Source organism: Paenibacillus sp. Cedars (assembly GCF_003184205.1).
GTDB lineage: Bacteria > Bacillota > Bacilli > Paenibacillales > Paenibacillaceae > Paenibacillus_AQ > Paenibacillus_AQ glucanolyticus.
This window is the reverse complement of sequence record NZ_CP020866.1, coordinates 6,221,806-6,233,982: the sequence shown is the minus strand read 5'-3', so window position 1 is coordinate 6,233,982 and position 12,177 is coordinate 6,221,806. Positions and strand designations below refer to the sequence as shown.

At 50.7% G+C, this 12,177-nt stretch carries 8 protein-coding genes and 1 pseudogene; 5 read left to right on the top strand and 4 right to left on the bottom strand.

The features are described from left to right. Positions 1-63: 63 nt before the first annotated feature. Both B9D94_RS29980 and B9D94_RS29975 read right to left on the bottom strand, forming a co-directional pair. Positions 64-1,617 (bottom strand): annotated as a pseudogene (locus B9D94_RS29980) (catalase); the annotation flags it as partial. 174 nt (positions 1,618-1,791) lie between these two features. Then, the gene (locus B9D94_RS29975) at positions 1,792-2,682 is read right to left on the bottom strand and encodes a cidABC operon transcriptional activator CidR (RefSeq protein WP_148248631.1); all 891 of its coding nucleotides are present in this window, start codon (positions 2,680-2,682) and stop codon (positions 1,792-1,794) included. A 126-nt stretch (positions 2,683-2,808) separates the two neighbouring features. Here B9D94_RS29975 and B9D94_RS29970 point away from each other — a divergent pair, with 126 nt between their 5' ends. From B9D94_RS29970 to B9D94_RS29960, 3 genes are all read left to right on the top strand, one after another. Next, positions 2,809-3,180 (top strand): CidA/LrgA family protein, encoded by a 372-nt coding sequence (locus tag B9D94_RS29970; RefSeq protein WP_006207031.1) that lies wholly within the window; start codon positions 2,809-2,811, stop codon positions 3,178-3,180. Continuing rightward, positions 3,177-3,866, top strand: a complete 690-nt coding sequence (locus tag B9D94_RS29965; protein WP_006207032.1) for a CidB/LrgB family autolysis modulator — start codon at positions 3,177-3,179, stop codon at positions 3,864-3,866. The genes B9D94_RS29970 and B9D94_RS29965 overlap by 4 nt, the downstream gene beginning before the upstream one ends. Before the next feature lie 269 nt (positions 3,867-4,135). After that, on the top strand, positions 4,136-5,995 hold the full coding sequence (locus B9D94_RS29960) for an LTA synthase family protein (protein ID WP_006207033.1): 1,860 nt from the start codon (positions 4,136-4,138) through the stop codon (positions 5,993-5,995). Between the two features lie 375 nt (positions 5,996-6,370). Here B9D94_RS29960 and B9D94_RS31220 read toward each other — a convergent pair whose 3' ends face one another. Next, positions 6,371-6,673, bottom strand: coding sequence for a hypothetical protein (locus tag B9D94_RS31220; protein ID WP_172964017.1), 303 nt, complete (start codon positions 6,671-6,673; stop codon positions 6,371-6,373). 115 nt (positions 6,674-6,788) lie between these two features. Here B9D94_RS31220 and B9D94_RS29950 point away from each other — a divergent pair, with 115 nt between their 5' ends. Beyond that, positions 6,789-8,141, top strand: a complete 1,353-nt coding sequence (locus B9D94_RS29950) for a hemolysin family protein (protein WP_063478058.1) — start codon at positions 6,789-6,791, stop codon at positions 8,139-8,141. A 152-nt stretch (positions 8,142-8,293) separates the two neighbouring features. Then, a complete protein-coding gene (locus B9D94_RS29945) occupies positions 8,294-9,883 on the top strand; it encodes a hypothetical protein (RefSeq protein ID WP_063478059.1) in 1,590 nt (529 codons plus the stop codon). Between the two features lie 103 nt (positions 9,884-9,986). Here the strand turns inward: B9D94_RS29945 and B9D94_RS29940 are convergent, their stop codons facing one another. Further along, positions 9,987-11,909 (bottom strand): amidase family protein, encoded by a 1,923-nt coding sequence (locus B9D94_RS29940; RefSeq protein WP_148248630.1) that lies wholly within the window; start codon positions 11,907-11,909, stop codon positions 9,987-9,989. Positions 11,910-12,177 lie beyond the last annotated feature (268 nt).

Sequence of the window (12,177 nt, the reverse complement as noted above, 5' to 3'; positions counted from 1 at the left end):
GCAGGCGGCTTCTCTATTCTCTCGTTATCAAAGTGACGCTGTGTACAAGCACAAGCGATACAATTAATAAGGATCAGCCTCATGCCCCATGCGGCTGGCATCCTCTACCGCTTGTTCACGTGAATCTCCATCCGAGCCCTTCTTCGCCTGTTCCAGGCCTTCCCTAACGCGGCGTCCGTAATCCTCATCCGCGTACGTGAAATGCTCCACCATTTTCTCTTGAATGCGAACATCGCATTGACTTAGCGCACCCACCAGATTGTTGATCAGTTCATTGCGCTCCCAGTCCTCGAATGCTCGGTACGTATCGCCAGCCTGCTTAAAGTCCAGCGTGCGATCAAGCTTCTGGCGCACGAGATTCGCATCGTAGTGAGGCTGATGCGGCTTCGCTGTCTGCGAGGCTTCCACCAAGCCGTCCGTCATGGAAGGCTCATAATCCACATGTGGGCTCTGCCCTGGCGCCTTATCCACAAAATAAGACATTTGTCCGCCGCGCTGATTGGTCGCTACCCGCTTCTTCGGTGCGTTGATTGGCAGCTGCAGATAGTTCGTGCCTACGCGATGCCGCTGGGTATCCGAGTAAGAGAAGGTACGGCCCTGCAGCAGCTTGTCGTCCGAGAAGTCAAGTCCGTCCACAAGCACGCCGGTTCCGAAGGCCGCTTGCTCCACCTCGTTATAGTAGTTCTCCGGATTGCGGTTCAGCACCATTTTACCAACCTTTAAGAACGGGAACTGATCTTCCGGCCACAGCTTGGTCGGATCAAGCGGATCAAATTCCAGCTCCGGATGATCGTCGTCGCTCATAATCTGAACGCACAGTTCCCACTCCGGATATTCTCCGCGCTCAATCGCCTCATATAGATCCTGGGTGGCGTGGCTGTCATTCATGCCCTGAATCTTGTTTGCTTCTTCCTGCGTCAGGTTTTTGATCCCCTGCTTGAGCGGCTCCCAGTGATACTTCACCAGCACACCGACTCCATCTGCATTGACCCATTTGTATGTATTCACACCAGAGCCCTGCATTTGGCGGTAATTCGCCGGGATACCCCAAGGGGACCACAGAAACGTGATCATATGCGTCGCTTCCGGAGAACGGGATACGAAGTCGAACATGCCGACCGGCCCCGGGACGTTGGATACCGGATCAGGCTTGAACGCATGCACCATATCCGGGAATTTGAGCGGATCACGGATGAAAAATATTTTCAGGTTGTTGCCCACCAAATCCCAGTTGCCTTCCTCCGTATAGAACTTGACGGCAAATCCGCGTGGGTCACGTAACGTTTCAGGCGAGCCGGAGCCGTGGACTACGGTCGAGAACCGCACAAATACCGGAGTTCGCTTGCCTTCAACCTGAAACAGCTTCGCGCGCGTATACTTTGAGACGGGCTCATCGCCCACTTTTCCATACGTTTCAAAGTAGCCGTGGGCCCCTGCTCCCCTGGCATGCACAACGCGTTCCGGAATGCGTTCCCGGTCAAAATGCGTAATCTTCTCGAGAAAATGATAATTCTCCAGTGTCATCGGTCCCCGGTTTCCAACCGTTCTCACATTCTGATTGTCTGATATCGGATGCCCCTGACGATTAGTCAGTGTATCCTCCCGCTCCGTCTCACCCCGGTTTTGTGCAAAACCTGTGCGCTCCTGGTTAATCCCATTATTCCCCTCATGTTCTTGGCCACTCACGAATGTCATTCCTCCTTGGAAGATAGCTTGTAATTGGTTCTCTTACTATGGATATTATGTCCAAGGAGTGAAAATGTATGAAATGCAGCTCAATTCAAAACAAACTTATCCCCGTTCTCCCAGCAGCCCGCGTGTAAAGCTGATCCATTCCCTGACAGCAAAGGACAGATACCGGTCCTTCCTCCAGATCATGCCGAGCTGCCAAGGAATCACCGGATTATCCAGCGGCAGAATTGTAACGCGTGAGGAATCGATTTCTTTGCAGATCGTTTCCGGCAGCAGGGCTATCCCCAGATTCGCAGCCACCATGCCGCTGATGAGGTCCCACTGCGAGCTTTCGTAGACCACTCTAGGCTCGAAGCCTGCGCTTATGCATTCCCGGATGATCCGGTCATGGAGCGTGAAATCCTCGCGGAACAACACAAACGCTTCCTCCGCAAGCTCATTCAGGTTCACATGATCTCTGCCTGCAAGCCGATGGGACGGATGTACAAGCAGATTCAACTTCTCTTTCACAAAGGAATAATAGTGAAACACGTCTTCGTTAACCGGCAGCACGGCAACCCCGATGTCCGTCTGGCCGCTCTCCACATCGGCCTCCACCTTCTTGGCGCCATCCTCAATAAGCTGAATGGTAATCTTTGGGTATTCCTGGTGGAACTGCCCGATCACCTCTGGAAAAAAGCTTGAGCCCACCATAGGCGGAAGACCGATTCGGAGATGTCCGCGCTTCAGGTTCATCAGATCCTCCAGCTCGGCGGATACGCGCTGGAAGGAATCCACCATCTGCTGTGCCTGCTGGTACATGATATGGCCCGCATCCGTCAGCTCGATTCGCTTGCCCTGCCGGTAGAACAAGGTGACGCCCCATTCATCCTCCATGTTGCGAATGGTCTTGCTGATTGTCGGCTGCGTAATATAAAGCTTCTCCGCCGCCTTGGTGAAGCTCTGATTCCTGGCGACCTCAAGAAAATACTCCAGATGCCGTATGTCCATCCGATCCACCCTCCTGATTCTTCTATGTATAGATAAATGGAATAGTTATCATTCGATATATGCATTTTACCTATGAAAATTATCGTTGTAAAATTTCATTAATACTGAAAACATAGGAGGCCGGTCATGATCAACATATTGAAAGGAACTCTGCAAGTGGCCGGTTTCATGCTTCTTTCCATGGGAATGGATAAACTGGCCGAATGGCTGCATCTGGGGATACCCGGAAGCATACTCGGCATTGCCGTGGTGTTTATTCTGCTCGAAACCAAGATCCTGCGTCTGGAGTGGATTGAGCTTGGCGCTAATTGGCTGCTCGCCGAATTGCTGCTGTTCTTTATCCCTGCTGCAGTCGGTATCATGAAATATTTCCCGATGCTGGAAGCCGAAGGGCTCCAGATTCTAGTTGTTGTTCTGTTCAGCACCGTTATCGTGATGGTGAGTTCGGGGCTGACAGCCGGCTTCATCTCCACTCGAAAGGAGCGGAGAACGCCATGAACATCCTGCTGTCTGCATTCGTTGGACTGCTGTTAACGATCGGTATCTATGCGGGCGCCAAAAGGCTGTACCGCCGCTTTCCCAAGGTCTATTTGTCTCCGCTCCTGATTACTCCGGTGCTCCTTGTTGTGATATTGACACAAACGGGCGTATCCTATGAAACATACAATGAAGGTGCGCAGTGGATAAGCAAGCTGCTGGGACCGGCAACGATCGCCTTTGCCGTTCCGCTGTACAAGAACTTTCAAACCCTGAAGAAGCATGCTGCCGAGATTATGCTCAGCGTGCTGACCGGGTCGGTGCTGGCGATGGTATCCTCTGCGTTTCTTGCAAAATGGATGCACCTGAACAGCTCTCTGGCCACCAGCCTTGTGCCGCGCTCCATTACAACGCCCATTGCCATGAACGTATCTGAGGTCATCGGGGGGGTGCCCAACATGACCGCTGTCTTTGTCATCATGACCGGCATTCTGGGCTCCATGATCGGACCGGCCGTCATGCGAATTTTCCGGATTCGGGGCGATATCGCAAGAGGCGTTCTGTTCGGGACCAGCGCCCACGGAACCGGCACATCCAAAGCATTCGAATTCAGCTCCCTCTCCGGCACAATCTCCAGCATTTCGATGATTGTTGCTGCCCTCTTCACCCTCGGGACCGCACCACTAATCATGGCATTTCTGCACTAATATTGGCATGACTCTGACTAAACCGGCGATGACCGGTTTTTTCGTTGTCTTTTTTGTGTTGTTATGCGCATTTCCGGAACTTACTTTAACTCTTTGACAACCTCCGCGGAAGAGGTCATAATAAGTTCTGTTCATAAGTTTTGTTAAATTAATGTCATGTCTAATGTAAACGAACCGTAAGAATAACGTCTGTCGATGGTAAAAAAACGAATAGCCGCTGAAAGCTCCTGAACCTAATATTGGGCGGCATTGAAAGGAAGGCGATACAGGTGCTCTCCACCTCGCGGTTTCGGTTAACGATGACGAAGCCTTTTATATTTTTCTCTGTCATTATGCTGCTCAAAAGCTACTTAGCCTGGATGGTCATTTTTGATGATGTGATGCCTTGGAAACCACTCATTACAGAAATTCCTTTTATCTGGCTTGTGTTCAGCTTGATTGAATGGTTTGCCTCCAAGCGGAAACTTGCTGCCTATATGAGCGTTAACCTGCTGCTGACCGCCATATTCTTTGCAGCTATTATGTATTATAAATACTACGGCGTTATCGTGACGTATCACGCGCTGGAGCAAGTCAACCAGGTAACCGCAGTCAGCAACAGCGTGTTCTCCTTAATGGACCCCTATTATTTGCTGATTTTTACGGATATCATTGTCATGTTCGTACTGCTGTGGCGCAGTGACCGCGTGAAGAAGTGGAAGATTCGGCATGCCAAAAAAGAGAAACGCAAATTCGTTCCCATCGTGTTTGTGTTCTCCCTGATGCTGTGCCTGTTCCAGATTATGCCTAACCGCGCAAGCATGAACGAAATCGTAAAGGCGCAGGAGATGGGAATTCTCAATTACGAAGCCTACACGATTTTCCAACAGGAAAACACCGAGCTTGCAGATGCCAAGACCATCACGCAGGATAAAATCAATGAACTGAAGGGACTTGGAGCATCGGATCAGGAAGCACTGCTCTCCGGTGTAGCCCAGGGCAAGAACCTGATCATCATCCAGATGGAATCTTACCAGCAGTTCTTGATGAATCTGAAGATTGACGGCAAGGAAATTACGCCCCACATGAACAAGCTGGCTCGTGAAAGCCTGTACTTCCCGAACTTCTTCCAGAATGTCGGGCAGGGTAATACCTCCGATGCCGAGTTTGTTGTAAATACCTCCTTCTACATCCCGCCGCGGGGGGCGGCAACGCAGCATTATGCGGACAGGGTCCTCCCTAGCTTGCCGAAATTGCTGCAAGCTGAAGGCTACGATACGGCCACCTTCCATACCAATGTGGTGGAGTTCTGGAACCGCGGAGAGCTGTATAAAGCGCTCGGTTTTAACCGTTATTATGATAAAGCCTTTTTCGGTGAGGATGATAAGCTGTTCTTCGGCGCCTCGGATGATGCCCTGTATTCCAAGACAGCCGCCGAGCTGAAAAAGATGCACGATACAGGAAAGCCGTTTTATGCTCAGGTCATATCGATGTCTGCACATCATCCTTATACCATTCCTGAAGAGAAGTACCGGATGACGCTCCCAGAGCGGTATGATGGTACGTTTGTCGGCGATTATATCCGCTCCCAGAACTATGCAGATGACGCGCTCGGCAAATTCATTGAGCAGTTGAAGAAGGACGGGATATGGGATAACAGCATGGTTGTTGTCTATGGAGATCACCTTGGACTGCCGATCTACTCACTGGATAACAAAGATAAAGAGCTGATGCGCGAAATTTATGGCCGGGACTATAATTCAGGCGATATGATCAACATTCCGCTCATAATCCATGGCGAAGGCCTTCAACCGGAAGTGAAAGAGCAAGTCGGCGGGCAGATCGACCTCTTGCCAACGGTTTCTAACCTGCTCGGCGTATCGTTGGACCAACAGCTTCATTTTGGTCAGGATTTGCTGAACAACACCGATAACAACTTGCTGCCGGAACGGTATTACCTTCCTTCCGGGACGTTTATCAACAATACCACCCTGTACATCCCGGGAATCGGCTTTGAGGATGGAACCAAGCACCCGCTGCCGAGCTCAGATGAGAAGTCGACGCAGGCTTCCCAGGAGGAGTTCGAACGGGCGCTGCAGCTGCTCCACCTGTCCGACAGCTATGTCAGACAGCTGCCACTCCATAAATAATTCGTTTCATGACAGGACAACTCTCCAGGTTCGTAGAGAGTTGTCCTTTTTTTCATAGACAGCTCACCCTGCAATCCTTGTTCCCTATGGGATTACACAACGGAAAGCAACTGGCATTTGACATAGTGGCTTACTTTTTCTTATGATTAATAAGAAAAACTCTATCGACTTACTTTCAGTAGACAGACCGCGTTTAGAGGAATTTTTTCTTGCGATCATCGAATTTGTTCAGCTTCGCTGAAAACTATAAATTTTATAATCTTAACAATATACCTTGTTTTGAAAACCGCATTCGTGGTGAAATTACGTACAACAACTCAAATTACGCATTCATAGGATGACATTTTAGCCATATATTTTTTTAGAGCAACTCGATTACGAATTGTAGGAGTGACGATCCGACTTGGACCCCATACGAAGGATAATCAGAATTATATGTTCAACACTTGGCCTTCTGCTGATCGCTTCCGTTACGCCCGTCCCTCTAGTGGACATAACCGATTCCGCTGCGGCTACGCACGGAATGGAAGCTTCCGAAGGCAATCTGCCTGAGTCGACGCCGGTCCCCAAAACGCCGGAGCCTGTTCGGTTGAAGCTGGAAGATAAGCGCCATGTGTCTCTGCTTTCCTTGAATAACGTTACATGCTGTACTGAAACCGATATGTTTCTGATCCTCAAGCACATGCTGCTGGAACCTTTGAAATTCAGGTCGAATTATGTTGACAGCCATGCATAGTAAACCATGGTTATTTAAAAACTAATTCAGATCAGATAAAAAAAGGATGTGTTTTGTTTGGATGACAGTATAGGCATAAATTTATTTTTAGTCGCTGTACTTATTGCAGCTACCGCTTTTTTCGTTATGACGGAATTTGCTATCATAAGACTTCGTCCCAGTCGAGTAGACCAATTGGTTATGGAAGGGCGTAAAGGCGCTCTTGCCGTTAAAAAGGTAACTTCGAATCTGGATGGGTACCTGTCTGCGTGTCAGCTTGGGATTACCATCACGGCACTCGGTCTCGGCTGGCTCGGGGAACCGACCATCGAGAAGATTCTTCATCCGGTGTTTGATAACTTTTCCATCCCGTCAGCTGTAGCTTCGCTAATCTCATTCCTGCTTGCTTTTGTTATTATGACTTATATCCACGTTGTTATCGGTGAACTTGCACCGAAAACGATTGCTATCAATAAAGCTGAAGCTGTGTCGTTCTTATGCGCGACGCCTATTATATGGTTCAACCGCATTATGTACCCGTTCATCTGGCTGCTTAACGGATCCGCCAACAAAATCGTTCGTCTGTTCGGCATGCATCCGGCCAGTGAACATGAGGAAGCTCACTCGGAAGAGGAACTTCGCATGATCCTGAGTGACAGTTATGAGAGCGGGAAGATCAACCAAGCCGAGTATGGTTATGTAAGCCGAATTTTTGCTTTTGATGATATGCTTGCCAAGGAGATCATGGTGCCACGTACCGATATGATCTGCCTGTATGTTGACAAGCCGCTTGCAGCGAACCTGCAGATTATCAAGCGTGAGCAGTACACCCGTTTCCCGGTTGTACGCGGCGACAAGGATCAGATCGTCGGTATAGTTAACACCAAGCAGTTCTTCCTGGAGTTTGATGACAATGCCAGCATCGATCTGTCCAAGCTGATTCATCCGGCCATGACAGTATCCGAAGCGATTCCGATCAAGAAATTACTTCGCAAAATGCAGCAGGAAGGCACGCATATGGCTATCCTAATCGACGAGTATGGCGGTACGTCCGGCATGATCACCATTGAGGATATTCTGGAGGAGATCGTCGGGGAGATCCGCGATGAATTCGACGAGGATGAGGAACGCGAGCTGACCCAGCCTGAGCCGAACCGCATCATCGCTGACGGCAAGGTGTCCATCAATCGGATCAATGATCTGCTGCATACCGATCTGAGCACGGATGACCTGGATACCATCGGCGGCTGGCTGTACGGACACAACTCCGAGCTCTCCAAAGGCGATACATGGAGCTACCGTGATCTGACGTTTACCGTCATCGAGAAGAAAACCCACCGTTATACGAAGCTGCAAATCGTCAAGGAAACGGAAGAAAATACGGCTGAAGAAACATCTGCCGTGGCAGCAACAACGGAACATAACGAGTAAGCGAACCATGAACCATAGCCGCCATGCAGCCCTTACGGGGTGATGCACGGCGGCTTTTTGCATGCTTTGCCGACATTTTAGCACTTTAACAAGTTATAACTCTGCTGTAATATAGAAATTACAATCTGTTATCGTATTGGGGGCAGCAAGACATGAATCGTCAAATAGCTATTATAGGAAGCAGTGGCGGCAATCTGTACAATCTGGGCGGCAGGGACCCGCTCAAGCTACTGGATGAGATATTGGTGCAGATGGAGAGCGCCGGTCTGTCATGCGGGGCTCTACAGTTCATCGCAGCCCAGGTCTCCATGGATGCAGCTAAGGACTCAACGCCCGCTGCACTTTACGGCTGGAATTCTAGTCAAGGCGAGCCGGTCATTATCGCTGAAGGCACCCTTCAGCAAGTGAATCAGGCTGCTGAGCGGCTTGACCGGGAAATTGCCGAGCAGATTGAACTCGGCGAGATTGACGGTCTCATTGTAATGAGTGCCGACCCGGAGGGCAGCAACCGACACGCCATTGAGGCTGCCGCCAAGTTCCGTCTGCCGGTGACCGGTACGGGAGGAACGTCCATGGCGATTATTCAGACCAAAGGCGCATACGTCATTGCCGCTTCCGGCACAACCGGCACCACCAACCGCACCCGAGCGGTCACGTTTGCTACTTCCCTCAGCAAGCATTGGCGGCTTCCGTATCGGCCGGTCATCGGGAACGCAGCAGCGAGCATCCACGCGGCAGCCGGAAGCTCATCTCCATGGCGCCGCATCAATATTCGAGGCATTATGATGGCCTCGCTTCCCGGCTTCATTGGTATGGCCCTGATCCTCGCGGTCAGCAAAATTCCGGGCTTATCGGCACTGACCGAGGTGTTTGATCTGATGATCAAGGCGCTGCCGGTCATCGTTGCCGTTATTGCAGCCAAGCAGGTATCCGAGCTGGACGAGGTCTCCATTGTCGCCGGGATCGTGGCCGGTGTCCTGTCCGTTGAAGGCGGCATTATCGGGGGTATCATCGGCGGAATTGGCGCAGGCATCATTGTCCATTACATATTCCGTCAATGTGTGGAGTGGCGTTTCCCGGCTACGACGGTCAACATCGTTGCAGGCGGCGTCTCAGGGCTGATTGCCGGTCTGCTGGTCTACTTTCTCATCGCACCGATTGCGCTGAGTGCTGGCGAGGGCATCCGCATGCTGATCGAAACGCTGGTCTCCTGGAGCCCGGCCATTGCCGGATTGATTGCAGGACTGCTGATCTGGCCTGCAATCATTGGCGGCGTTTATCATGCGGCCATTCTGCCGATCGTACTGCTTGAGATGGAAACCACGAGCAACAGCTTCCTCGGCGCGGTGGATATGGTCGGCTTGGTCATGGTATCCGCAGGAATTACGCTGGCCAACATCATTGCACCCCGCGACAAAGGGGAGGCCGCTGTAGCCGCTCCCGGATTTGCCATCAATATGGGTTTTGGCACCTTTGTTGAAGCTGCCTATCCATTCATGTTCTCGAATAAATTTGTATTTGCGGGCGCCATTGCTTCCGCTGGACTTGGCGGCATGCTTGTCGGCATATTCGGGGTTCGTGGCACCGCATACGTCCCCTCTTTCATTGGTCCGATCACATCGAATAACACCGTCGGCTTCCTGGTCTCCATGGCAGCCAGCATGCTCTGCTCGTTCCTGATTACGTTCTTCGTAAACAAGCTGTCCGGGTACCGTGAAGCTAAGAATACATTGAGTATGTAAAATGTGAGGACTCCTCTTCCAGGAGCCCATAACAACAAACGGACGGATCAAGGTTTATCCTCTTGATCCGTCCGTTTCCCTCATGATATTTGCCCCATCAGCCTTACGGAGTCAGGGCTGGCGATTTGCGATGCAGGGTGCCTTGCTCATAACTGTATGCCAGCTTGATCAATGTGCCTTCATCAAATGCCTTCCCGAGGAACTCCACGCCAACGGGAAGCCCGCCATCCGTAAAGCCCGCTGGAACTGTAATTGCCGGGAAGCCGGAGAACGGGCTGAGCCTGTTGTTCACACCCGAGTTCTGACCCTCGCCGAGTTTGCCAGCCGGTTCGGCCGAGGCTGGATAGACCAGCGCATCCAGATTGTGCTCGGCCATCACCTTCAGCAGCGATTCCTGCGTCAGCTTTGTACGGTCCAGCACAATTTTGCGGTACTCGTTGTCGTCCAGGGTCTCGCGAGCTTGTCTGGCTTCCATGGAGCTCTTATGCGATTCCAGATATTCACCGGAAGCAATAATCTCCTCCAGGGAATGGTAAGGTGCATCCTCACCCAGACTCTCCAGGTAATCATTCAGCTGGAATTTGAACTCCCAACCGCTGAGGCTTGGGAATTTCATGATAGCCTCATAATTCGGAATTTCGATATGAACGGCAGTCGCGCCTAACTTCTCCATATCCTTCACAGCTTGCAAAGTGATATCATTCACTTCGTTCTGCTCGGCCTTCGTGCCTGACAGAAGCTGCGTGACAACCCCAATCCGCGTACCTTGAAGACCTTCCTTGTCCAGATAACTCAAATAACTGTCTGGAACACGACCCACGCTCTGCGTGGTCACCAGATCCTTTGCATCATAACCTGCGGTAGCTTCAAGAACGGCTGCCGCGTCCGCTACGGTCCGGGCCATCGGTCCCCCCACATCCTGTGTTAACGCCAGCGGTATAATCCCGTCACGGCTGGACAGTCCAATGGTAGGCCGGATGCCTACCAGGCTGTTTAAGGAGGAGGGAATCCGAATGGAGCCGCCTGTATCCGTGCCAAGGCCGGCCGCTGCAAAGTTGGCTGCAATCGCCGCCCCGGTTCCGCCGCTGGAGCCGCCAGGATAATGCCCCAGATTATAAGGGTTTAGCGTCTGTCCGCCAAGTGAACTGGACGTGGTAATATTAAAAGCGAATTCGTCCAGATTCGCCTTGGCAATGATAATCGCTCCGGCAGCCTTCAATCGGGCGACCTGCTCCGAATCGTTATCCGGGATGGAGTCCTTCAGACACACGCAGCCTGCCGTTGTCGGCATGTCCGCTGTATCATAATTATCCTTCACAATGATCGGGATGCCATGCAGCGGACCGCGCGGGCCTGTCGTTCTGCGTTCCTCATCCAGCTTTCTAGCCGCCTCCACCGCCTTGTCGTTCACGGTCAGGATGGCATGGAGCTGATCATCGTAGCGATGGATTCTTGCCAGATAGAGCTGAACCAGTGTGACGGAAGTCACCTTCCCCTGTTCCATCGCCGTTTGCATCTCTGCAATCGTTGCCTCGGTAATGTCAAAAGGAGTTAAATAGGCTTCGATCCGATCGATCAGCACATGAGCATCGGAAATCGTCACCGGCTGATTGGGCGCAAATACCGTACTGCTATAACCGTTCATAATCCCTGCCTTCAGCAAGGCACCTGCAATCTCGGATTCAGCCTCTGACAAATCTGTATATTCGCTTGTGCTCTCCGGCAATTCAATCCATTCATAGATGGCAGCTGCAGCGTCTTTGCGCTTGATGGTTCCGGTTCCGTCCAGGCCTTTGAATTCAAGTCCATTCCCCTTCGCAACCGCGTTCAGCAGTTTGGAGAATTCCTGAACCGTAATAGGTGACGTTAAGCTGCTCTTCTGGATGCTGCTCACTTGTCCAGCGTTCGTGCTCGTGCTGGAACTAGCTTCCGCAGGTGTACCAGTAAGGATGAACGATCCGGCCAGCAATGAGGCACTAAGCAGTGCCGCACTCCCTTTTAATTTCCATGAGGTCATTTTACGCATTGACGCACGCTCCAATCTATCGATGTTGTTAGGTAGTTAGTGACTATCATAGATCATGTAAATTAACCTAACAATCTTTGAATTCGATAATGTAAGCGCATTATTATATGTATATCGGTAATTATCACTTATTTTCATTCATTTATTAAACAATTTCCTCTTTTTATAGATTCGTATAGTATAATGAAAGAAGGATATATATGTTAATTAAAATAACATTATACTCTAAATAGTATAAACAAACATTTCCTATCATAAATAATATGTT

Bases quoted from the DNA above. Each gene is read 5' to 3' on its own strand.
- B9D94_RS29945 (WP_063478059.1), top strand. From the start codon at position 8,294: ATGAATCGTCAAATAGCTATTATAGGAAGCAGTGGCGGCAATCTGTAC.
- B9D94_RS29970 (WP_006207031.1), top strand. From the start codon at position 2,809: ATGATCAACATATTGAAAGGAACTCTGCAAGTGGCCGGTTTCATGCTT.
- B9D94_RS29975 (WP_148248631.1), bottom strand. From the start codon at position 2,682: ATGGACATACGGCATCTGGAGTATTTTCTTGAGGTCGCCAGGAATCAG.
- B9D94_RS29965 (WP_006207032.1), top strand. From the start codon at position 3,177: ATGAACATCCTGCTGTCTGCATTCGTTGGACTGCTGTTAACGATCGGT.
- B9D94_RS29940 (WP_148248630.1), bottom strand. From the start codon at position 11,909: ATGCGTAAAATGACCTCATGGAAATTAAAAGGGAGTGCGGCACTGCTT.